The 22,175-nt window shown below is 65.1% G+C and carries 23 protein-coding genes and 1 pseudogene; 15 read left to right on the forward strand and 9 right to left on the reverse strand.

The genetic code is table 11. The features are described 5' to 3' along the window. Positions 1 to 67 precede the first annotated feature (67 nt). From AC1DEL_RS17660 to AC1DEL_RS17675, 4 genes are all read right to left on the reverse strand, one after another. Positions 68 to 850: a fumarylacetoacetate hydrolase family protein gene (locus AC1DEL_RS17660; protein ID WP_144197074.1), complete on the reverse strand. Its 783-nt coding sequence runs from the start codon at positions 848 to 850 to the stop codon at positions 68 to 70. 116 nt (positions 851 to 966) lie between these two features. Next, complete coding sequence (gene frc / locus AC1DEL_RS17665; protein WP_441644339.1) at positions 967 to 2,238, reverse strand: formyl-CoA transferase; 1,272 nt, start codon at positions 2,236 to 2,238, stop codon at positions 967 to 969. A 381-nt stretch (positions 2,239 to 2,619) separates the two neighbouring features. Then, the gene (locus tag AC1DEL_RS17670; RefSeq protein ID WP_092299721.1) at positions 2,620 to 3,336 is read right to left on the reverse strand and encodes a GntR family transcriptional regulator; all 717 of its coding nucleotides are present in this window, start codon (positions 3,334 to 3,336) and stop codon (positions 2,620 to 2,622) included. 246 nt (positions 3,337 to 3,582) lie between these two features. After that, on the reverse strand, positions 3,583 to 4,593 hold the full coding sequence (locus tag AC1DEL_RS17675; RefSeq protein ID WP_092299718.1) for a 2-dehydropantoate 2-reductase: 1,011 nt from the start codon (positions 4,591 to 4,593) through the stop codon (positions 3,583 to 3,585). A gap of 192 nt (positions 4,594 to 4,785) precedes the next feature. Between AC1DEL_RS17675 and AC1DEL_RS17680 the strand changes: the two genes are divergently transcribed. The 3 genes from AC1DEL_RS17680 (at position 4,786) to AC1DEL_RS17690 (ending at position 7,000) form a co-directional block, all read left to right on the forward strand. Beyond that, positions 4,786 to 5,541 (forward strand): TerC family protein, encoded by a 756-nt coding sequence (locus tag AC1DEL_RS17680; RefSeq protein WP_092299715.1) that lies wholly within the window; start codon positions 4,786 to 4,788, stop codon positions 5,539 to 5,541. 90 nt (positions 5,542 to 5,631) lie between these two features. Then, positions 5,632 to 6,339 carry a GntR family transcriptional regulator gene (locus AC1DEL_RS17685; RefSeq protein ID WP_477159139.1) on the forward strand — a complete coding sequence of 236 codons (708 nt, stop codon included), beginning with the start codon at positions 5,632 to 5,634 and terminating at the stop codon, positions 6,337 to 6,339. 271 nt (positions 6,340 to 6,610) lie between these two features. Continuing rightward, entirely contained in the window at positions 6,611 to 7,000 is a 390-nt protein-coding gene (locus tag AC1DEL_RS17690; protein ID WP_477126064.1) for a DUF427 domain-containing protein, read from the forward strand. 117 nt (positions 7,001 to 7,117) lie between these two features. Here AC1DEL_RS17690 and AC1DEL_RS17695 read toward each other — a convergent pair whose 3' ends face one another. Beyond that, positions 7,118 to 7,303, reverse strand: a complete 186-nt coding sequence (locus AC1DEL_RS17695; protein ID WP_092299706.1) for a hypothetical protein — start codon at positions 7,301 to 7,303, stop codon at positions 7,118 to 7,120. A gap of 214 nt (positions 7,304 to 7,517) precedes the next feature. Between AC1DEL_RS17695 and AC1DEL_RS17700 the strand changes: the two genes are divergently transcribed. The 8 genes and pseudogenes from AC1DEL_RS17700 (at position 7,518) to AC1DEL_RS17735 (ending at position 14,998) form a co-directional block, all read left to right on the forward strand. Further along, on the forward strand, positions 7,518 to 7,994 hold the full coding sequence (locus AC1DEL_RS17700) for a nucleoside deaminase (protein ID WP_477126065.1): 477 nt from the start codon (positions 7,518 to 7,520) through the stop codon (positions 7,992 to 7,994). Between the two features lie 148 nt (positions 7,995 to 8,142). Continuing rightward, positions 8,143 to 9,525, forward strand: coding sequence for an LLM class flavin-dependent oxidoreductase (locus AC1DEL_RS17705; protein ID WP_477126066.1), 1,383 nt, complete (start codon positions 8,143 to 8,145; stop codon positions 9,523 to 9,525). A gap of 34 nt (positions 9,526 to 9,559) precedes the next feature. Then, on the forward strand, positions 9,560 to 11,164 hold the full coding sequence (locus AC1DEL_RS17710; RefSeq protein WP_092299697.1) for an ABC transporter substrate-binding protein: 1,605 nt from the start codon (positions 9,560 to 9,562) through the stop codon (positions 11,162 to 11,164). Between the two features lie 4 nt (positions 11,165 to 11,168). Beyond that, positions 11,169 to 12,167, forward strand: a complete 999-nt coding sequence (locus AC1DEL_RS17715; protein ID WP_092299694.1) for an ABC transporter permease — start codon at positions 11,169 to 11,171, stop codon at positions 12,165 to 12,167. Beyond that, on the forward strand, positions 12,164 to 13,042 hold the full coding sequence (locus AC1DEL_RS17720) for an ABC transporter permease (protein WP_477126067.1): 879 nt from the start codon (positions 12,164 to 12,166) through the stop codon (positions 13,040 to 13,042). The genes AC1DEL_RS17715 and AC1DEL_RS17720 overlap by 4 nt, the downstream gene beginning before the upstream one ends. Positions 13,043 to 13,112: 70 nt before the next feature. Next, a pseudogene (locus tag AC1DEL_RS17725) lies at positions 13,113 to 13,583 on the forward strand (ATP-binding cassette domain-containing protein); the annotation flags it as partial. A 144-nt stretch (positions 13,584 to 13,727) separates the two neighbouring features. Continuing rightward, a complete protein-coding gene (locus tag AC1DEL_RS17730) occupies positions 13,728 to 14,054 on the forward strand; it encodes an oligopeptide/dipeptide ABC transporter ATP-binding protein (RefSeq protein ID WP_477126091.1) in 327 nt (108 codons plus the stop codon). Next, positions 14,051 to 14,998 carry an ABC transporter ATP-binding protein gene (locus AC1DEL_RS17735; RefSeq protein ID WP_092299685.1) on the forward strand — a complete coding sequence of 316 codons (948 nt, stop codon included), beginning with the start codon at positions 14,051 to 14,053 and terminating at the stop codon, positions 14,996 to 14,998. The genes AC1DEL_RS17730 and AC1DEL_RS17735 overlap by 4 nt, the downstream gene beginning before the upstream one ends. 10 nt (positions 14,999 to 15,008) lie before the next feature. On the opposite strand, the gene AC1DEL_RS17740 is transcribed toward AC1DEL_RS17735, so the two are convergent. Together AC1DEL_RS17740 and AC1DEL_RS17745 are read right to left on the reverse strand one after the other, a co-directional pair. Next, positions 15,009 to 15,836, reverse strand: coding sequence for a phosphate/phosphite/phosphonate ABC transporter substrate-binding protein (locus AC1DEL_RS17740; RefSeq protein WP_477126068.1), 828 nt, complete (start codon positions 15,834 to 15,836; stop codon positions 15,009 to 15,011). Then, positions 15,823 to 16,812: a fatty acid desaturase gene (locus tag AC1DEL_RS17745; protein ID WP_477126069.1), complete on the reverse strand. Its 990-nt coding sequence runs from the start codon at positions 16,810 to 16,812 to the stop codon at positions 15,823 to 15,825. Before AC1DEL_RS17745 ends, AC1DEL_RS17740 begins: the two co-directional genes overlap by 14 nt. Positions 16,813 to 17,111: 299 nt before the next feature. Here AC1DEL_RS17745 and AC1DEL_RS17750 point away from each other — a divergent pair, with 299 nt between their 5' ends. From AC1DEL_RS17750 to AC1DEL_RS17760, 3 genes are all read left to right on the forward strand, one after another. Beyond that, a complete protein-coding gene (locus tag AC1DEL_RS17750) occupies positions 17,112 to 18,362 on the forward strand; it encodes an acyl-CoA dehydrogenase family protein (RefSeq protein ID WP_477126070.1) in 1,251 nt (416 codons plus the stop codon). 98 nt (positions 18,363 to 18,460) lie between these two features. Next, on the forward strand, positions 18,461 to 19,222 hold the full coding sequence (locus AC1DEL_RS17755; protein WP_477110483.1) for a MetQ/NlpA family ABC transporter substrate-binding protein: 762 nt from the start codon (positions 18,461 to 18,463) through the stop codon (positions 19,220 to 19,222). Positions 19,223 to 19,295: 73 nt separating this feature from the next. Beyond that, on the forward strand, positions 19,296 to 20,129 hold the full coding sequence (locus AC1DEL_RS17760) for a class II aldolase/adducin family protein (protein WP_477105884.1): 834 nt from the start codon (positions 19,296 to 19,298) through the stop codon (positions 20,127 to 20,129). On the opposite strand, the gene AC1DEL_RS17765 is transcribed toward AC1DEL_RS17760, so the two are convergent. Further along, on the reverse strand, positions 20,126 to 20,740 hold the full coding sequence (locus tag AC1DEL_RS17765; protein WP_477105883.1) for an HD domain-containing protein: 615 nt from the start codon (positions 20,738 to 20,740) through the stop codon (positions 20,126 to 20,128). The genes AC1DEL_RS17760 and AC1DEL_RS17765 overlap by 4 nt on opposite strands. A gap of 180 nt (positions 20,741 to 20,920) precedes the next feature. Between AC1DEL_RS17765 and AC1DEL_RS17770 the strand changes: the two genes are divergently transcribed. Next, complete coding sequence (locus AC1DEL_RS17770; protein ID WP_477105882.1) at positions 20,921 to 21,700, forward strand: enoyl-CoA hydratase; 780 nt, start codon at positions 20,921 to 20,923, stop codon at positions 21,698 to 21,700. A gap of 33 nt (positions 21,701 to 21,733) precedes the next feature. On the opposite strand, the gene AC1DEL_RS17775 is transcribed toward AC1DEL_RS17770, so the two are convergent. Further along, the gene (locus AC1DEL_RS17775; protein ID WP_092299953.1) at positions 21,734 to 22,165 is read right to left on the reverse strand and encodes a MarR family winged helix-turn-helix transcriptional regulator; all 432 of its coding nucleotides are present in this window, start codon (positions 22,163 to 22,165) and stop codon (positions 21,734 to 21,736) included. Positions 22,166 to 22,175 lie beyond the last annotated feature (10 nt).

Consider the following 22,175-nt stretch of genomic DNA (forward strand, 5'->3'; position numbering starts at 1 on the left):
ATTTCCCCGAAATTACGCAACCAGATAAGGGAAACTACCGAGCTCCCGCCTTCGCAAACTGGCTCGTTCAGCCGCGCACATGGTTGACCAGCGAGCCGATCCCGCGGATCGACACCTCCACCACAGAACCCTCCTTCATCGACCCGACCCCGATCGAGGTGCCGACGGCGATCACGTCGCCCGGCATCAACGTCATGTCCCGCGACAGCAGGCTGACCTGCTCCTCGGGCGAAAAAACAATATCGGACAACGGGTAGTTCTGGCGCTCGACGCCGTCCAGACGCGTTACCACGCTGGCGCTTCGCCAGTCAAAGCCGGAGACAATGGCCGGACCGACGCAACCGAAGGTGTCGGAACCCTTGGCGCGCGTCCACTGCGGGAAGTTGGGATCGGCATTGAGCAGCTCGCTCGCCGTGACGTCATTGACGATGGTGTAGCCGAAGATGTGCGAGGCAGCTTCGGCGAGCGGCACATTCCGGCATTCGCGGCCAATGACGATGCCGAGTTCGCCTTCGTAGGCGATCTTGCCGGTATACCCGCTCGGACGCAGGATGCCGTCGCCGGGGCCGGCCAGCGAACTTGCCGGCTTCAGCAGGAACAGCGGATGCACGGGCACCGCTTTCTCCAGCCGGGCCGCGAGGGCGTGAAAGTTGTTCCACAGCGCCACGATCTTGCCCGGCTGGCACGGGGCCAGCAGGTCCAGCGAGGCGTAGCTGTAGCTATTGCCCGTGGGGCGAGGATCGGTATAGCCAGGGCCATCGCATTCGATGACGCGGTCGGCATCACCCTCGTCAAGCCGGCCATAAGCGGCGTCGCCATCAGGACGGCGGAAGCGAATCCAGGTTTGCACGGCAGAACTCCTCTGACAGGCGCGAGCGTGCCGCGCCTGCTCTTTCAGCAGAGAATGGAGAGACCCCCGTCAGGGGCTGTGGAGACGAGGCACCGGCCGGGGCCGGACGCCTCGGGTCAGATCGCTCCCGCCAGGCGCAGCGCAGCAATCTGGGCCGGCGACCGCCCCAGCGATTCGAGGATCTCGTTGGTGTGCTCCCCCAGCAGCGGCGAGCGCTCGACGTTCACCGGCGAGTCGGACAGTGTGATCGGCGAGCCGAGCTGCACGTATTTGCCGCGCACCGGGTGCTCCAGCTCGATCAGGAAGCCGCGCTCGTACATCGACTGGTCCCCGATCAGGTCCTTCATCGACAATATCGGGCCACACGGCACATCCACCTCGTTGAGTGCGTTCATCACCTCGAACTTGGTGTGGCCCAGGGTCCATTGCTCGATGATGCCGAAGCACGCGGCGAGCTTTTTCAGACGCACTTCAGGCGTGGCGAATTCCGGATCGGTGATCAGATCTTCGCGGCCGCACAGGCGCATCAGCGGCTCCCAGCCCTGCGGCTGGATGATGACGTAGACGTAGTCGTTCGCACCGCCCGGCGCGCAGCGCAGCGCAGCGCCCGGCTGGCCGCCGCCCGACGCATTGCCCGCGCGCGGCACGTGGTCGTCGAACTGATCGTTGGGGTACTCGCGCAGCGGGCCGGCATCCAGGCGCTGTTGGTCGCGCAGTTTCACGCGGCACAGGTTCAGTACGGCGTCCTGCATGGCGACTTCCACGCGCTGGCCGCGCCCCGAATGCTCGCGCTGCAGCAGTGCGCCCAGGATCCCGACCACGCAGTGCACGCCCGTACCCGAATCGCCGATCTGCGCGCCCGTCACCAATGGCATGCCGCTGGCTTCGCCTGTCGTCGATGCCGCACCGCCCATGCACTGGGCCACGTTTTCATACGCCTTGCAGTCCTGGTAGGGGCCGGGACCGAAGCCCTTGATCGACGCATAGACCATGCGCGGATTCAGGTCCTGGATATGTTCCCAGTCGAATCCGGCGCGGGCCAGCACGCCCGGACCGAAGTTCTCGATCAGCACATCGCTCTGCTGAATCAGGTCTTCCAGCAGTGCCTTGCCTTCCGGCGTTTTCATATTGAGCGTCAGGCTACGCTTGTTGCTGTTCAGCATGGTGAAGTACAGGCTGTCAGCGTTGGGCACGTCACGCAGCTGGCTGCGCGTGATGTCACCGCGTCCGGGCAATTCGACCTTGATCACGTCGGCGCCCATCCAGGCCATCAACTGCGTAGCCGAGGGGCCGGCCTGAACGTGCGTCATGTCCAGGACGCGAATGCCGTCCAGGGCTTTGCGTTGCGCCATGGTGCTGCTCTGACTTTGGTTGGTAGCCTCGGCCATGCTCGTCTCCTGATTTGTGCTTCGCTCTTTTGACATACAGTATGTGGTATATCAGCAAGATGCAAGAGGGTTTAAACCCGAATCATGGAAGTTTCGACGCTGCATCGCAGCAAATGCGCATAAAGCCTTGCGGTGCCTACGCTGGCGGTGGCTGTGCGAGCCGGGGAGGCGTTGCGGATGACGCAGAGGCCGTTCCAAGGACAGCCCCCGCCCCTGCGAGATCGGCAAACAGCCAAGGAAAAGTGCCAAAGAACGTGCCAAAGAAAACGCCCCAACGTGCCGTAAAGCTGTTGGGGCGCAAGAAGATTCGGCCACATCGCGGAACAATGCCCGCGCTCCGTCATGGGCTGGGCGAGGGGGCGTGCATGACGTGGCTGGCAGTCAGTCCAGGAAGTCGCAGTTCTTTTCCACGTAGTCGGCCAGGTCCAGCGAGTGCTGGCGCACCAGCTTCTCGGCCAGCTCCGTATCGCGCTTCTCCAGCGCCTCGATAATCCGCAGATGATCGACGATCGACCGCGCGGCGCGGTCGCTCTGCGAGATCGTCATTTTCCGAATCGCACGCACATGGACGAAGATGTTCTTGATCGCGTCCATGATGATCTGCGACTTCGATAGCTGCACGATCGCCTGGTGAAAGACGATGTTGGCGTCGGAATACTCTTCGATGTGTTCGGCTGGCGTGGAGTCTCGGAAGCTGTCGAACATGTGTCGCAGTTTGCCGATTTCCTCGTCGGTGGCATGGAGCGTGGCCAGGCGGGCCGCCATACTCTCCAGCGCGGCCCAGACCTGGATCATCTCCACGATCTCGCGCTTGGTCTTGCGCATGATGTAGATGCCGCGGCGCGGCACCGTGCGCAGGAAGCCTTCCTGCTCGAGCAGCGTCATCGCCTCGCGGATCGGCGTGCGGCTCACGCCCAGCGCTTCGGACAGCACGCGCTCGTCCAGCCGCACTTCCTCTCGCGACTGATAGATATCGGCATCGGCAATGGCCTGGCGCAGCATCGCATAGGCCTGGTCGCGTAGGCTGGCGCCCGCGTTGATCGGCTGCAGCGACAGGGTCAGGCCGGCGGGCTGGACTTCGGGTGTTTGGGCGGACATGAATGCACTCGTCTATGACCGGCGCCCCGGGGGCCGAGGCGGCCTCCGGCGGCGTCCCGCCCCACTCCACTGCCGGGACCTGACGCGCGGACGCATGGTGTCCAGTTTGGCATGGCGCCATGCGGTTTGCTCATCAATCTCGTCGATGATCGCGCGTCAAGAACCCGAACGGGTGAGAAAGGGGCGGGTCCGGCCTTTCGTATATGGTATATCAAGATCACCACATCGCCGGGGATTTCTCCCGCGTCATGCCGCGCGCGCCACCGGCACGGGCGGCGCAGTCTGACCGCCCTGCGCCATCCTGTCGCGCTGCTTGATCAGCCCCAGCACGGCATCGACCATCGGCGTAGGCTGGCCGATCATCCGGCCCATCTCCTGCACCACGGTCAGCAGGGGGTCGATTTCCATCGCCCGGCCGGCCTCCAGGTCCTGCAGCATCGAGGTCTTGTGCGCCCCCACCGCGCCGGCGCCGTCGATACGCCGCTCCACATCGACCCGAAAGTGCACGCCAAAGCGCTCGGCAATCGCCTTGGCCTCCAGCATCATCTGGCGCGACAGCGCGCGCGTGGCTGGGTCGGACGTGATGATGTCCAGCGTGGCATGCGTCAGCGCGCTGATCGGATTGAAGCAGAGGTTGCCCCACAGCTTGAGCCAGATCTCATCGCGGATGTTGTCGCGCACGGGCGCGTCGAGGTCCGCCTTGACCATCAGGTCGGCGAGTTGCGTCACGCGCGAGGAACGGCTTCCATCTGGCTCGCCGATAGGAAACTTCTTACCGTAGACATGGCGGATCACGCCCGGCGCCTCGATCTCGGCGGCCGGATACAGCACGCAGCCGATCGCCCGCTCCGGCCCGAGGCCGCGCCACTGCTTGCCGCCTGGGTCCACGCTCTCCAGCGTGCGCCCGGCGAACTCGCCGCCATGCTTGTGGAAGTACCAGTAGGGAATGCCATTGACGCCGGTCACGACTGCCGTTTCCGGCCCGAGCAGCGGCTGCATCAGATCCACCACGCCGGGCACCTGGTGCGCCTTGAGCGTGATGAACACATAGTCCTGCGGACCCAGCTCGCGCGGATCGCTGGTGCAGCGCACGCGCGCCACGCGCTCCTCGCCTTCGATATGAAGGCGCACGCCGTTGGCCTGCATGGCCGCCAGATGCGGCCCGCGTGCGATAAAACTCACGTCGGCGCCCGCGAGCGCCAACTGCGCGCCCATGTAGCCGCCAATTGCCCCTGCCCCATAGATACAGATCTTCATGGGTTGTCTCCTCGATGGTTGTGATGACCGGTATTATTTTGATATATCACATACTATATTCCAGTCTTGGCGTTTCACAACCTCAATCTCGCCCTATCTGATGTCCCCTGCACCGCCGGCGTGCGCTACCATGATCCTGGTAGTCCGCTTTCGGGTAGCCCTGCCCCAGCCCACCCCAACCAAGGAGTTCGCATGGAATCGCTACTCGCGCTGGCGCGCGACCCGGCCGCCTGGGCCGCACTGGCCACGCTCGTGGCCATGGAGGTCGTGCTCGGCATCGACAACCTCATCTTCATCTCCATCCTGACCAACAAGCTGCCCGAGGCCATGCGCGAGAAGGCCCGACGGCTGGGGATCAGCCTGGCGCTGGTGATGCGCCTGGGCTTGCTGGCGACGATTGCGTGGATCGTGGCGCTGACCGAGCCGGTCTTCACGCTCCTCGGCAAGGGCATTTCGTGGCGCGACATCATCCTGATCGCCGGGGGCGCGTTCCTGGTCTGGAAGGCCACGCGTGAGATCCATCAGCACGTCGCGCCCGAGCCCGGGCACGGCGAGGAAGGCATGGTCGCCCGCGCCGCGCCTGGCTTCGCGATGGCCATCGGCCAGATCCTGGTGCTCGACCTCGTGTTCTCGGTCGACAGCATCATCACCGCCGTAGGCATGACCGACCACGTGCCGATCATGTTCGTGGCCGTCATCGCCGCCGTGACCGTGATGCTGTTCGCGGCCACGCCGCTGGCGAACTTCATCAACGCCAATCCCACCATCATCATGCTGGCGCTGGCCTTCCTGATCATGATCGGCATGACGCTGATTGCCGACGGGCTGGGTCACCACGTACCGAAGGGCTACATCTATACAGCGATGGCGTTCTCGTGCGGCGTGGAGGCGTTGAATATGCTGGCGCGACGGCGGCGCAGCCGGCGCGCGGCGTCGCCGCCGGCCTGATATCGGGTATTCGGGCGCGGTGGCTGGCGAGCCGCCTGCCCGAGCGGGTATGATGGCTGTCTTTGCTGTCATCCCCACTCACACGCATCCATGCTTCCTGCGGATCTTGCCGGCGCCGACGGCGACCAGAGCGCGTCGCTGCCGCGTTCCGAACGGGCCTACCAACAACTCCGGGGCGCGATCCAGGCCGGCCACCTGCCGCCCGGCACGCGCCTGCGCGAGGTGGAACTGGCCGAATCGCTAGGGTTGTCGCGCACGCCGGTGCGCGAGGCGCTGTCGCGGCTCGAGTCCGAAGGGCTCGTCGTCAACGAGCCGAATCGCGGCATGATGGTGACGCGGCTCGACGCCAGCATGGTGAGCGAGCTGTATGTCATGCGTGAGGTGCTCGAATCCACTGCCGCCGCGCTGGCTGCCCGCCACGCCACCGATGTGGAAATCTCGTTGTTGCGCGATATTGTCGAGCGCGACCTGGCCTTCGCCGAAGATCCCGACAAGCTGGCGGTCAACAATCGCCTGTTCCACGAGACGCTGCACCGCTGCGCGCACAATCGCTATCTGCTGAAGACCTTGCGCTCGCTGCACGAGTCGATGGCGCTGCTCGGCCGCTCCACGCTGGYCGTGCCGGGCCGCGCCCGGGGCTCATACGAGGAACATCTGGCGCTGGTGGAAGCGCTCGAGGCCCGCAACCCGGCGCAGGCCGAGCAGATCGCCCGGCGCCATATCCAGCAGGCGTACAAGGTGCGGCTGTCGCTGTGGATCGAGGAACAGTCAGCAGGCGGTCAATCGCTATCGTTTTGATTGATCGATAGTTTTCGATCCCGCCTAGCCCCAACAGCCCCAGCAGCCCCGCCCAGTGCGGGGCTTTGTTTTGGAATGTTGGGGTGGATTGTTTAATCCACGAGAAGAGTGTGTTCCCTCGCGCGTGCTATGCCGGGCCGGCCGCGCTTGCTATCGTCCATTCCGAGGCCGAGGCTCTTCTCTCCCTTTTCGGCCTCACGTCACCTCCGTGGCGGTTTTTTCTTTGAGGCGCGGCCTGATCGCCGCGCCTCCTTTCTTAGGGAGGTCTGCCATGACCGACAAATCCGCCGACAAATCCGTCAGGATTCCCGGCCCGGATCATCCGATCACGATCACGCCCCAGGGCGGGCGCGTGGTGGTGACCGTAGCGGGCCGTGTGGTTGCCGATACCCGCCGCGCCTTGACGCTCGCCGAGGCCTCATACCCGCCAGTCCAGTACATTCCGCGCGAAGACGTGGACATGTCTCGACTGACGCGCACCCAGCACACCAGCCACTGTCCCTACAAAGGCGATGCGGCCTACTACAGCATTCCCGCCGGCGGCACCCGCACGGACAACGCCGTGTGGACCTACGAATCGCCCCATCAGGCGGTTGCCCAGATCGCTAATCATCTGGCCTTCTACCCGGATCGTGTCGATCGCATCGAAGTGACGCGTTAATCACCAAAAAAGCCAAAAGCCGACCCGCCGCACACCTCGAAGGGCTGTACGGCGGGTCGGCTTTTCAATGGCGGCGCCAGGAGGCGCCGCAGGCACTACAGGGGTGTTCTGACCGGATTAACCGTTCGCGTAGACGACCTTGGCCTTGCGCGCTTCCGCTTGCAGGCGGGAGAAAACATTCTGCACAGCAGCCACAACGCGCTTCACGTCGTTGGCAAAACCCAGGCTTTGCGTGCCCAGTTCGCGCTCGATCAGGTCGCGTTCGAGTTGATCGGTCATCTTGATGTCGGATTGGGTGTTCATGGCTTCCTTCCTTGAGGGATTACCCTTATGGGGTTTTCCCGAATTGTAGCAGAAGGATTGTCGCAATGCAGCATTAGATGATAGTACGTATGCAGGGAAGCAACGCAAGCCGTCTTCCCCTTGGACATTCCACCAGGCACCGGCAGCCATGAAGCGACGAAGAAGGCACCCCGCGTCCAGTACTATCGCCTTCCTGACGACTTCGAGACACACCATGACCGATACCGAAACATTCCTGCGCGAAGCCATCCGGCTCGCCCAAGCCAATATGGAGGCCGGCGGACGGCCCTTTGGCGCAGTGATCGTGCGCGACGGCAAGGTAATCGCCACCGGCGTCAACGAAATCCTGACCACCAACGATCCCACCTCGCATGCCGAGCTGAACGCCATCCGGGCTGCCAGCCAGGCGTTGGGCCGCCCAAGCCTTGCTGGCTGCGCGGTATATGCCAGCGGACATCCGTGCCCGATGTGCATGGCGGCCATGCGCTTGGCCGGCGTGACGCAGGTGGCGTACGCCTATTCGAATGACGATGGGGAACCGTTCGGCCTTTCGACAGCGGCGATCTACGCGGACTTGGCGCGGCCGTTCGCGGAACAGTCAATGAACATCGACTATGTGCCCGTCAGGCTGGACGGCGTCGCGGACCTGTATGCGGACTGGAGAACCCGACAGGCCACGGCCAAATCCTGAGGACCTGAAGCGGCCACGGGCGCCTTGATGGCCGGGCGGCGCGGTGATGGTCGGCCACGTACGCCACATATCGTTATCGTGTTTCCTTCGTTCCGTTGCGAGAGGCCCTTCCCTATCCTGCGTAGCTTGTACGGGAAAGGACCCTCGCATGACCGCTCCGCTGGAACTCGATCCTCAACGCGCCCCACGCCAGCTGCACCTGAACCTTAACGCGCTGCACAGCGGCTTCGTGCCGTCGGCATGGCGGCTCCCGGACAGCGACCCGCTCGCATTCACCGACGTGCAGCACTACGTCAGGCTGGCCCACACCGCCGAGGCCGGCAAGTTCGATGCGATCTTCCTGGCCGACAACGCGGCCATTGCGGACCAGATCAACTTCCGGCCGATTACTGCGCTGGAACCCACTGTGCTACTGGCCTGCGTGGCCGCCGCCACGACGCACATCGGGCTGGTCGCTACCGCCTCGACGAGCTACAACGAGCCGTACAACATCGCCCGCCGCTTTGCCACGCTCGATCATGTCAGCGGCGGTCGCGCGGGCTGGAACGTCGTGACCACCGCCGACGCTGCCTCGGCACGCAACTTCGGCCACGACGCCGTGCCCGATCATGCGCAGCGCTATGCGCGAGCGGACGAATTCACGGCCGTGGTGCGCGCGCTATGGGATAGCTGGGAGGACGATGCCTTCATCGGCGACAAGCGGGACGGCCGCTTCGTCGATACCCGCAAGCTTCAGCCCATTGCGCACCGCGGCGCGTCGTTCAACGTGCAAGGGCCGCTGAACCTGCCCCGTTCGGCGCAAGGGCATCCGGTGCTGTTCCAGGCCGGCGGCTCGGCCGACGGGCAGGAACTGGCCGCGCGGCATGCCGAAGCGGTGTTCTCGGCGGCGCAGTCGATCGAGGAATCCATCGAGTATGGCCGGCGGATCAACGCGCAGGCCGAAGCCATCGGGCGCGGCCCGCGCGCCGTGAAGATCCTGCCGGGACTCACGACCATCATCGGTGCGACCGAGGCGGAGGCGCTGCGCCGGCGCGACGAACTCGTCGACCTGATCCCGTGGGACTACAGCCTTAACCGGCTGGCCGGCACGCTGGGCATCCCGGCCGACCGCCTTCGACTCGATGCGCCGCTGCCCGAGCCATTGACACTGCCGGCCAACGGCAACGGCAACCACACGTTCTTCAACACCACTGTGGCGCTGGCCCGCCGGCGCGGGCTGACCGTGCGAGCGCTGATCCGCGAACTGGCCGGCGGTGGGGGGCATCGCGTCATCGTCGGCACGCCCGAACAGATTGCCGACGACATCGAGCACTGGTTCCGCCAGGGCGCCGCGGACGGCTTCAACCTGATGCCGGACGTGCTGCCCGATGGCCTGAGCGCCTTCGTGGAGGGCGTGGTGCCCATCCTCCAGCGTCGCGGCATCTTCCGCACCGAGTACACGGGTCGTACCCTGCGCGACCACCTCGACCTGCCCCGGCCATCTGGCCGGGTATCCGCGCCGGAGCCCGCCACGTCGCGCGCTGCCGCCTGACCGCCTTCTTCCACCGATCACACCATACCCATCCATGAACCGCCGCGATTTCCTGGCTGCATCCACCCTGCTCTCGATTGGCCTGCCCTTCTCCGCTGAATCCTTCGCCCAGGCCACCGCCCCCGTGCGCGGCGGCGTGCTGAATGTGGCCGTCTCCCCGGAGCCCACGCTGCTGACTTCGGCGTTCATCACCACCATGAACATCGGGCAAGTCTCCAGCAAGGTGCTGGAAGGGCTGGTCGCCTACGATCTGAACCTGAAACCCGTGCCCGCGCTGGCGACGGCGTGGAACACCTCGCCGGACGGGCTCAAGACCACCTTCCAGCTCCGCAAGAACGTCAAGTGGCACGACGGCAAGGACTTCACCGCCGCCGATGTCCAGTACACCCTGCTCGAAGTCTGGAAGAAGCTGCATCCATTTGGGCGCGCAGCGTTCGCCAACGTCACGGCAGTCGACACGCCGGACCCGCACACGGTCATCATCCGGCTGTCCTCGCCGGCCCCGTACCTGATCAACTACATCAACACCTACGGCGCGCAGATCCTGCCGCGCCACCTGTATGAAGGCAAGGACGTGCTCAGCAACCCGCTCAACAGCGCGCCGGTTGGCACGGGCCCGTTCGTGTTCAAGGAGTGGGTCAAGGGCAGCCATGTCCGGCTGGAGCGCAATCCGCACTACTGGCAGGCCGATCAGCCCTATCTCGACGGTATCGTCTTCAAATTCATCCCAGACGCCGCCGCGCGCACCGTGGCGCTGGAAGCCGGCGAGCTGGACGTGGCGCTCGGCTCCAGCATTCCGCTGTCGAACCTGAACCGCTTCCAGGACAAGCAGCGCTACCGCATCAACACCGACGACGGCCGCTACCTGGCAACGATCTTCCTGACGCAGTTCAACGTGCGCAAGCCCTACTTCGCCGACAAACGCGTGCGCCAGGCGTTCGCCCATGCGATCGATCGCAACGCGCTGCTCAAGGTGGTGTTTCTCGGCTACGGCAAGCCGGCCACGGGTCCGGTGCCTTCGTCGGTGGTCAACTACTACGCCGGCGACACCCGCCAGTACCCGTTCGATGTGAAGAAAGCGGCGGCGCTGCTCGACGAGGCTGGCTTCAAGCCCGGCAAGGACGGCAAGCGGCTGCGCATCACGCTCGACTACGATGGCGGCGGCGGCGTCACCGCCAGCCGGCCTGCCGAGTTCATCAAGCAGTCGCTTGCGCGCGTCGGCGTGGAGGTGGAGTTGCGCGCCGGTGACACCGCCACCTACCTGCGGCGCGTGTTCACTGACCAGGATTACGACCTGATGATCTCGAGCCTGCATCGCCTGCCCGATCCCACGCTCGGCGTGCAGCGCCTGTTCTGGACCAAGAACATCATCAAGGGCGCGCCGTGGACCAACGGCTCGGGGTACTCGAATCCCGAACTCGACCGGATCATGGAGGCGGCCGGACGCGAAGCCGATGACGGCAAGCGCAAGGCGCTGATCCGCAACTGGCAACAGATCGTGCAGGAAGATGTGCCCGTGCTGGATCTCGTCGAGCAGACCTGGGTCACGGTATCGACGGCGCGCTTCCGGAAGGCCACTGCGCAGGGCGACGGATTGTTCGCCTCGTATGCCGATGCCTGGCTCACACCCAAGGCATAAGCGCATGCGCCGCCCCGCCCTTGTGTTCCTGCGCCAGCGCCTGTTGCAGGTGATACCCGTGGTGCTTGGCATTGCCTTGCTGAACTTCGTGATCCTCCAGCTCGCGCCCGGCGATGTCGTCGACGTGCTGGCCGGCGAGGCCGGCGCGGCGACGCCCGAGACCATGGCCCAACTGCGCGCGAACTTCGGGTTAGACCAGCCGATGTGGCTACAGCTCGCACATTACCTGCGACAGATCGCCACGCTGGATCTCGGCTTTTCGTACCGCCAGAACATGCCGGTCTTCACCCTGATCGTGAACCGCCTGCCGGCCACGTTGTTGCTGATGACGCTCGCCATGGGCATCGCGCTGGTCCTTGGCATTGCCCTCGGCGTCGTGGCCGCCGTGCGCGTGCATCGCTGGCCCGACCGCCTCATCTCGCTGGGAACGCTGGTGGCCTACGCCATGCCAACGTTCTGGCTCGGCCTGATGGCCATCGTGCTGTTCTCCGCGCGACTGGGCTGGCTGCCGTCCGGTGGCATGACCGATGTCAGCGCCGCCCATACGGGGCTGGCCTACTTCGGCGATGTGGCGCGCCACGCCATCCTGCCGGCCTGCACCCTGGCAACGTTCTATCTGGCGGTCTACACGCGCCTGGTACGCACCGCGATGCTGGAGCTGGACGGCGCAGACTTCGTGCGCACCGCGCGCGCCAAGGGCGCTGGCGAGATCCGCGTCACGCTCGTCCACGCGCTGCGCAACGCCTTGCTTCCGCTGGTGACGATGGCAGGCTATCAGGTGGCCTCGCTGCTCAGTGGGGCGGTGCTCGTCGAGTCGGTCTTCAGCTGGCCGGGCCTGGGGCGGCTTGCGTTCGAATCGGTCCTCGCGCGGGATTTCAACCTGCTGCTCGGCATCCTGCTGCTCAGTTCGCTTCTGGTCATCGTTGTGAACATCTTCGTCGATCTGCTTTACGCGGCCATTGACCCGCGTGTGGCCGTGGTCCGCACTGGCGCACGGCCATGACTGCAGCGACCGCTTCCGTTATCGCCCGATCCCGTCCGCGGGCGCTCTGGCGCACTATCACGCGACATCCGGCCGTCTCGCTCGGCGCGCTGCTGATGCTGATCGTCGTCCTTGCTGCCGTAGTGGGGCCCGTTGTGTTCCCGGGCGACCCGTGGGAAATGGCAGGTCCGCCGATGCTGTGGCCCGGCGAGGACCCGGCCCACCCGCTTGGCACCGATTTCATGGGGCGCGACCTCGCCACGGGGCTGGCGGCCGGCGCGCGCGTCTCGCTGCTGATCGGACTGGTCAGTACCGCGCTGGCGGCCACCCTCGGCATTGCCGTCGGCGCTATCGGCGGGTATTTCCGTGGACGCGTCGACGCCGCACTGATGCGGCTGACCGAAGTCTTCCAGACGGTGCCGAAATTTGTCCTCGCCGTGGTGCTGGTGGCGATCTTCAAGCCATCCGTCACGACCGTGGTGCTGGCTATTGGCGTGGTGTCATGGCCCGCCACCGCGCGGCTGGTACGCGCCGAGTTCCTGTCGCTACGCGAGCGCGAGTTCGTACTCGCCGGCGAGACCATCGGCATGGGCCACACGCGCCTCATCGTCACGCAACTGCTGCCCAATGCGCTGCCGCCCGTGATCGCCATGGCGACCCTCACGGTTGCCACCGCGATCCAGACCGAAGCCTCGCTGGCCTTCCTCGGTCTCGGCGACCCCAACGTCATGAGCTGGGGCACGATCATCGGCAGCGGGCGCGAACAAGTCGTGGACGCCTGGTACATCTGTGGCCTGCCCGGCTTTGCCATCGTGCTGACCGTGCTGGCCTTCAACCTGCTCGGTGACGGTCTCAACGATGCCTTGAACCCCCACCTGCGCCAACGACGGAGCTGACGCCATGACGCTGCTCGATGTGCGCGCGCTGCGCACCACCTTCACCACCGCCAACGGCCCCGTCACCGCGCTGCACGACGTCTCGCTGCACATCGATCGCGGCGAGACGCTGGCGCTCGTTGGCGAAAGCGGCTCGGGCAAGTCCGTGACGGCCTACTCGATCATGGGCCTGCTGCCACGCCGCACGGCAAGGATTGCGGGTGGACAGGCCTTATTTGAGGGCACGGACCTGTTGGCGCTGGACGCACGTGCGATGCAGGACATCCGTGGCAACCGSATCGCCATGATCTTCCAGGAGCCGATGTCTGCGCTCAACCCCGTGATGAGGATCGGCGACCAGATTGCCGAGGCGATTCGCCTGCATCGGCAGGTAACGCACGCGCAGGCTGCCGAACGCGCGGTGGGGCTGCTCGAGCAGGTTCGCATGCCATCACCAGCCGCGCGCGCCGGCGACTATCCACACCAGTTGTCCGGCGGCATGCGGCAGCGGGCAATGATCGCCATCGCGCTGGCCTGCGCGCCCGACCTGCTGATTGCCGACGAGCCAACCACCGCGCTGGACGTCACGACCCAGGCCCAGATTCTTGCGCTGCTCAAGCGTCTCCAGGCGGAGACCGGCATGGCGATGCTGCTCATTACGCACGACCTCGGCGTGGTGGCGGAGACCGCCGACCGCGCGGCCGTCATGTACGCGGGCCGTATCGTGGAACACGGTGATGTGGCCGACCTGCTGTCACACCCCACTCATCCGTACACGGCGGGCCTGCTCGCCTCCCTTGCCATCGAGGCACTCCCGCCCGGCGCGCGGCTGCCGGAGATCCCCGGCACGGTACCGCCGTTGTCCGCCATGCCACCAGGCTGCGCCTTCGCGCCGCGCTGCGCACACGCACTGCCCCGATGCCGGACGGAGATCCCAACACTGCGAAGCGAAGGCGGTCGCCAAACCGCGTGCCATGCCCCGCTGAGCTTGACGGTGCGCAGCATCCCCGTTCTCGAAGAGGTGGCGGCATGACCGAGCCGTTGCTTGCGCTGCGCAATGTCACGCGGCATTTCCATACCCAGGCGGGTGTCGTGCGGGCCCTTGACGACGTTTCGCTCCACGTGTCACGTGGCGAGACGCTCGGCCTCGTCGGCGAAAGTGGCTGCGGCAAATCCACGGTGGCACGCGTGGCCATGCGCCTGACGGACGTCGATACCGGCCGCGTGCTGCTCGATGGCGAGGACATTGGCGCGCGGCGCGGCAGCGCGCTCGATACGATCCGTACGCGCCTGCAGATGGTGTTCCAGGACCCCGCCGCCTCGTTGAACCCACGCACCACCGTGGGACGGGCGCTGGAGGAGCCGCTGATCGTGCATCGTCGGGGCGCTTCGGCAGCGCGGCGCGCGCGCGTGGCGGAGATGCTCGACAAGGTCGGCCTGCATGCCGATATGGCCGCACGGCTGCCGCATGAGCTGTCTGGCGGTCAGCGTCAGCGCGTGGCGATTGCGCGGGCGTTGATGCTCGAACCGGACCTGATCGTCTGTGACGAAGCTGTGTCCGCGCTCGACGTCTCCATCCGCGCCCAGGTGTTGAACCTGTTGCTGGACCTGCGCGACACGCTCGGCATTGCCTACCTGTTCATCTCGCACGACCTCGCCGTGGTGCGCCATATGTCCGACCGCATCGCCGTGATGTATCTGGGGCAGGTGGTCGAACAGGGCCCCCGCGATGCGGTCTGGGATTCAGCGCTGCATCCGTACACGCGTGCGTTGATCGCTTCGGCACCTTCGGCGCGCCGCGAAGCGCGCGAGCGTCCCGGCGCGGTCATCGAGGGGGAACTGCCCAGCCCACTGGCGCCGCCGGCAGGTTGCCGCTTTCACACCCGTTGCGCGTATGCCAGCGCACAATGCCGCGAGTCCGCACCAGTTTTGCGGGAGCGTGACGCGGGTCACTGGGTAGCTTGCCACGTTGCGTAGTGGCAGGGCGTCATCGCAACTCGGCGTATCCACGGCGATGCGCCTCGTCTTCCATCTGCGCATGCGGCAGGTAGTCCGCCACCGTGGCGGGCACGAGGTCGCGCAGCCGTAGCCGTGCGCAGAGTGCGGCGTCCTCGCGCAGGCACGCGCACAGCGCCAGCCTGACATTGTCGAGGAGCGCCTGCCCCACCCGGCGCGAGGCGATGAAGGGCAACCCCGCCACAGCACGTGTTTCGCCGATCTGGCGCAGGCCCTCCAGCTTCGCCGGCATGTGCTCGCGCGCGAAGGCCAGCGTGACGCAATCAATGGCCGCCACGTCCGCCTCACCTTCCGCAACGGCCGCCAGCGAGCACAGGTGCGAACCCGTATAGACCGTGTGCGCGAAGAATCGCCCGTCGCGCGCCAGTGGCGCAACGGCGTGGCGCAACGCATTCATGCCACTATGAGATGTGCGATCGTTGCATGCCACCCGCATGCCCTGGCAGTCTGTCAACGTGGCAGGGCCGTCCTTCGCACGCACCATGATCGCGCTGGTATAGCGATGCCCCACGCATCCGCGCGCCGCGAAACTCGGCGTCCCGATCAACTGAATATGGCCGGCGAGGCCGTGAATCAGCGGGTAACCACAGGTCTGCGACAGCAGTACGTCGTCACGGCGCCAGAACGCGTGCAGCGCCTCCGCGCCCTCTCCCGGCTCCACGACGGACAACGCTACGGGCGTATCGCTTCGTGCCAGCCGTTCCGCGATTCGAGCCAGCAGCGCGTGCCAGTCTTCCCGCAAGGCGGGGCTCACGTTGTACATCGGCAGTGCGGCCACCCAGCGTTCAGGTGCGCTCATGGTGTCCTCCTGCGTCCCTGGGGCGCTCCGCCGGGGCGTGATACACCGGATGCGCCACCGGTGCCACGGCACGCAACGCGTATCGAAAGATCCATTCGCGATAGCCGCGCACCAGGAATCCGTCCGTGCGCGCCAGGTAGTCCCCGGCACGCCGACGATAGACCCAAGCAAGCGCAAACCATGGCACTGCTGGCAGATCGTGATGCACGAGGTGATAGTTGTTGTTCAGGAACAGGAGCCGCCACGCCCATCCGGCATCGTTGATCACGCTGCGCGCGCCAAACGGCGGATCCACACGATGCTCATGGAAGGAACGGATCGCGGCAAGCGACAGCGCCGGGTATCCCACGCCCGCCGGCACCAGCCACGCCGGCATCCCGCAGGAGGTATCGAGCCACACCAGCAGCACGCCTAGCGCCAGCAGATGGGCGATCCACGTCGGCACATCCTCCCAGTTGCCGTGGCGAACCCGGCCCACGGCATCGGCGCCAATCGAGGCAATGGCAAACGCCGGCTGGAGCAACACACGCCCTGTCAGCGTATTGCGCGCCGCGTAGAGCCTGCGCACCAGCGGCCCGGCTGCGTGCCAGTCACCGGCGTACAGGAAGTAGCTTTCCGGATCGCCATCCGGATGGGTGAGGTCCGCAGCATGGTGCTCCAGATGTGAGCGCCGGTAGATGCCGTATGGCAGCCAGATGCCAAGTGGTGCGGCGCCTAGCAGGGCATTGAGCCACGGCAGCCGGGTGGGATGGCCGTGCAGCAGTTCATGTTGCAGTGACAGGAACCACGTGGTCGCCAACGTCAGCAGCACGCAGGCGAGCGGCAGCCCGATCCGGTTGGCGTTGACCGCCACGCCGAACCACGACGCGTAGACGGCAACGATCAGCAGCCAGGTTGGCAATTCCGATCGCCACAGCCAATGACGGGCGGCGTGGGCCAGTTCGGCGCGCTGTCTGTTGTCGAGGTAGGTGGCCATGAATGCTGTGATGCAACGGGAAATGGACGTTCAGCTTACGGGCATGAGCCGCCGGACCGGAACGATTGAATGACCATATGAATATGCGCGTGCCCGGTGTCGGAGCACTTCCCGGCGTATTCCTCATGAGCTCATTCACCCGACGCCGGTGGGCGACCGTGACGGCATTCCCACGCGCCACCGCACAGCCGGATTTCGCATATGAATCGCACGCGCAAGCGATATCGACATGCGGATATCGTGCTTCGCCGTTCCCGCCGTATTGATTACCCTGAGTGGCCCCGAACCACGATGACGACATGGGAACTATCGATACGCTGGCGCCGCGCGACGCGGCCGTCAACCCGCACCCTGCCCCGCGCGGCGAAGCGCTACCGCCGGCCGGGGAAGTCGCCGTGCTGCGCGAGCGCGCGAGGGCATTGCTGCCCGAGATCGCGGCCGAGGCCAGCGCGCGTGAGTCCCGGCGCGAGCTGCCCTTTGCGCTCGCCCGAAAGATCGCGAACGCTGGCCTGCTGACGTTCAGGATACCCAAGGCATATGGCGGCCCGGGTGGCAGCATTCGGGACACGATCCAGTTCGTCATCGACCTCGCGGCGGTCGACGCCAATCTCGCTCAATCTCTGCGGCCGAACTTCGTCCTCGTGGAAGGGATATTGGCAGGACAGGACAACGAAGCCGAACGCGACCGCTGGTTCAACCGCTTACTGTCTGGCCAGATCATCGGGAATGGCGGCATCGAACGCGGTGGCAAGCAGGGCGAAGTCAGGGCGACCATCGTGCGGAACGACGACCATCACGTCGTCAACGGCACGAAGTACTACAGCACCGGGGCACTGTACGCGGACTGGGTCACGTCCATCGCCCTGGACGAGACCGGGCAGGAAACTCATTTCACGGTGCCACGCCAACGCGCGGGCATGGAACTCGTCGATGACTTCGACACCATCGGACAACGCCTCACCGCCAGCGGCACCACGCACTTTACGGACATGCGAGTGGAGCCGGACGAAGTCCGCCGCAGTCATGTTCCGCGGGACCGCCGGAATCCCGTCACGCCCGTGTTCCAGCTCTTCCTCGCCGCTACCGAGGCCGGCATCGCACGCAACGCGTTGAACGATGCGATCTGGTTCGCACGCAACAAGGCGCGGCCCATCAAGCACAGTTCGGCCGAGCGTTCGGTGGATGACCCCTACGTGCAGGAGACCATCGGCCAGATTGCCGCCGAAGTCTACGCGGCCGAAGCGACCACGCTGCGCGCCGCCGACGCCATTGACGCCGCCTGGGCCGACCACCTCAGCGATGCCTCGCTGACGCGGGCGTCCATCGATGTGGCCCAGGCACAGTACTTCGCCGTAGGCGCCGCATTGAAGAGTGCCGAGTACGTGTTCGACGTCGGGGGCGCATCGGCGTGTGATCGCACCTACAACCTCGATCGGCATTGGCGCAATGCACGCACCGTGGCGAATCACAATCCGCGCCAGTGGAAATCCGCCGCCGTAGGCGCCTGGCTGCTCAAGGATCAGCCCCCACCTACCACGGGTCTGTTTTAGCACCTCGCAACTCACATCAATCAGGGACTCTCACAATGAAAACATGGACGCGCGCCCTCATCGTGGCGCTTGGGGTTGGCATCGGCGTGACCGGGGGCATGGGATCTGCCTCGGCGCAGGGCGCACCGGACAAATCGAAGATCAAGGTTGGCATTTCGGCCGGCAACCAGGAGCAGATCTTCGATGTGGTCAAGAAAGTGGCCGCCCGGGACGGCCTGACGATCGACGTCGTGGTATTCAACGACTACCTGCAGCCCAACGAGGCGCTCGCGTCTGGCGATCTCGATGCGAACGCGTTCCAGCACAAGCCATTCCTCGACAGCCAGATCAAGACGCGTGGCTACAAGATCGTGCCGGCTGGCCTGACGATCACGGCGCCGCTCGGCATCTACTCCAAGAAGTACCACAGCATTGATCAACTGCCGGAAGGCGCGCGCATCGGCATCCAGAACGATCCGTCGAACGGCAATCGCGCGTTGCTGCTGTTGCAAAAGGCCGGCCTGATCAAGTTGAAGGTGGGGGTAGGCCAGAACGGCGTCAACGCGACGCCGCTCGATGTGGTGGAGAATCCGCGCAAGCTCAAGCTCGTGGAACTCGACGCCGCGCAGTTGCCGCGTGCGCTGCCTGACCTCGCGGCGGCATCGATCAACAACGACTATGCCTACCAGGCCGGACTGTCCTTGCAGAAGGACACCATTGCGATCGAGGATGCACGCGGCCCCTACGCGAATCTGATTGCCACGCGCCCGCAAGACAAGGAAAAGCCATGGGTGGCCAGACTGGTCAAGGCCTACCAGTCCGACGAAGTGCGCAACTTCATCAACACCCAGTTCAAGGGGTCGATCATCCCTGCATTCTGATCCCGAAGACGCGCAGCGACATCTGCGTGAATGACAACGAATTGCCTGCGGGAATCGCCGCAAAGGTCCAACGATGAACTCCGTCTTTCCGTTCGAACACCGGGCGTCTTTCACGCCCAACCCAGAACCGCGGCAGAAATTCTGGTTCGACCCGCTACCTGAGCGCCCCAGCGTGGCGGCCGAGCGTCGGCACCGTCAGGAGCGTCTTGCCGGCGCTTTCCGCCTCTTTGCACGCCAGGGCTTCGCGCTCGGCCTTGCCGGGCACATCACCGCGCGGGACCCCGAGTTTCCCGATCATTTCTGGGTCAACCCGCTCGGCGTGCATTTCTCGCGCATCCGCGTCTCCGACCTGTTGCTCGTGAACGCCCGCGGTGAAACAGTGGTCGGCAACCGCCCGCTGAACAAGGCGGCCTTTGCCATCCACGCGGCCATTCATGAGGCACACCCGCACGTCGTAGCAGCCGCGCATACGCATTCCACCTACGGCAAGGCCTGGTCCACGCTGGGCCGCAAGCTCGATCCTCTGACGCAGGATGCGTGCTCGTTCTTTGAAGACCACGTGCTGTTCGATGATTTCACCGGTATGGTCGTAGATAGTTCAGAGGGCGATCGCATTGCGCAGGCCCTGGACAAGGGCAACGGCCAGACGCACAAGGGAGCGATCCTGAAGAACCACGGCATCCTGACGGCGGGTCCCACCGTGGAAGCCACGGCCTGGTGGTACATCGCGCTGGAGAACGCCGCGCACACGCAACTGCTCGCCGAAGCCGCCGGCACACCACAACTGATCGACACTGCCACGGCGCGGCACACACATGGCCAGGTGGGCGGCAATGAAGGCTCGTTGCACGCGTTCGAGAGCCTCTTCGCGGGGTTGGTGGATGCAGAACCCGATCTGCTCGATTAGACACGCCCGTCAAGATCGGCTTTCCCGGCCAGCGGATCGCTGAAGTGTTCCCGTACGAGCTGGACGGCCACCTGCCAGAGGGCGGGTGCGCCACTTTCGATGGTCGGCCCGTAACGCGCGAAGACCTGCTCCTCACTGACCTGAGGCGCGACCCAGGTGCCGCCGTCCGTTGCCACGTTGTGAAGTAGCGGCTGGAAGCGGTCCAACGCCTTGGCGAACTTCGCGTCGTCGCTCTCCGCCGCCTCGAATTCGGTCCAAAGACCGCGAAACTCGGCGGCTTGCGCATCCGGCAACAAGGAAAAGATCCGCTCCGCCGCCTGGCGCTCCCGTTCCACCTGATCGGCCTGCATCGACGGATCATGGAACGGTGTATCGCCGGCATCGATCTCCACAATATCGTGGAGGAGGAGCATCTTCACGACGCGGACCACGTCGACAGGCGCCGCCGCGTGCTCCGACAGCACGAGCGCATACATGGCGAGATGCCAGGAATGCTCGGCACTGTTTTCTCGACGCGAGCGATCGATCAGCGGCGACATCCTTACGACGCTCTTCAGTCGATCAATCTCTCTCAGGAAGGCGAGCTGCCGCTCCAGGTGGGAAAGGTCCATGGTGAACACGAGGCGATAAGAATCACTGGAAGGAAGAAGTCTAGCAGCCACCTTCGCGTGCTTCAGGCGCTACCCCCGCCAGCGGACACAAGACCGCTTGCCGTCGACCCGCAGGGACTTTACTTCGCATGCAAAGTATCAATATACTTCGCATACGAACTTAAACCCATGGAGACCGACATGACCACCCCGGAAATTCGCACCGACCTGACTGACGGCGTGCTGACCATCACGCTAGCCAGACCGGACAAGAAGAACGCCCTCACGAATCAGATGTACGGCACGCTGGCTGATACCATCGAGCGCGCCGAGCACGATCGCAACATCCGCGTATTGCTGGTGCAAGGGGATGGGGACATGTTCACTGCAGGGAATGATGTGAGCGAGTTCGCAGCGATCGCGGTGGGAAAGGGTCCTGCCGAACGTCATGTGCACCGCTTTCTGCATGCCTTGGCCAAGGCGACGGTGCCCATCGTTGCAGCGGTCCACGGCAAGGCCGTCGGCGTTGGCACCACCATGCTGCTGCATTGCGACTACGTGCTGCTGGCGCAGGATGCGCAACTGATCACACCTTTCGTGAATCTCGCGCTCGTGCCTGAGGCGGCCTCGAGCTACCTGATGCCGCTGTGCATCGGCCACGCCCGGGCATTCGAGATGTTTGCGATGGGTGAGCCGCTGGACGCCCAGACTGCCGTGGCGTGGGGCATCGCCAACAGGGTCTGCAACAACGATCAACTTCGTGCGGAAGCGCGCCGCATGGCCGAGCGCATCGCCGCCAAGCCGGCCGGTTCCCTCAGCGCGATGAAGGCGCTGATGCGTAAAGCCGAGGCGCTGGTGGCCCAGATGGATAGCGAGAGCGCCAAGTTCCAGGAACGGCTGACGAGCGCCGAGGCCAGGGAGGCGTTTGCCGCCTTCGCCGAAAAACGCAAGCCAGATTTCTCGAAGGTGACGCAGCAGTAAGCGTGCACGCTGCGGCCCCAGCCGCAGCCCAGGTTACGCGTCCCCGTCGTCGGCAACGGGAAACTTTTCCTGCAGGCTGGCGAGCCACCGCGCCACCACGTCGACTTCCGCCTCCGTGAAGCCCTCGGTCAACTTTGCATTAAGGTCCTTCATGCGCGTCTTGGAACGCTGGCGCGCGGCACGCCCTGCATCCGTCAGCCACAAGCGCGATGCCCGGCCGTCGGTCTCATCGGCCCGGCGCTCGATCAATCCAGCTTTTTCGGTCCGGTCAGCCAGACCGCTGATGCCCGGCGCACCCAGATCGAGCGCGGCAGCCGCCTCGCTCATCAGTGCACCGTCGTGCGTGCCCAGGAAGAACAGCAGCCCGGACTGAGCCGCTGTCACCCCGCCACCGGCTGCGCGCGTCTGCCATCGTTGCAGTCGACGCTGGCCTACGTTCAATAGATATACAAGGCGATGCTGCATCTTCCTGAGG

The organism is Cupriavidus sp. 10L43_2, from assembly GCF_056395265.1.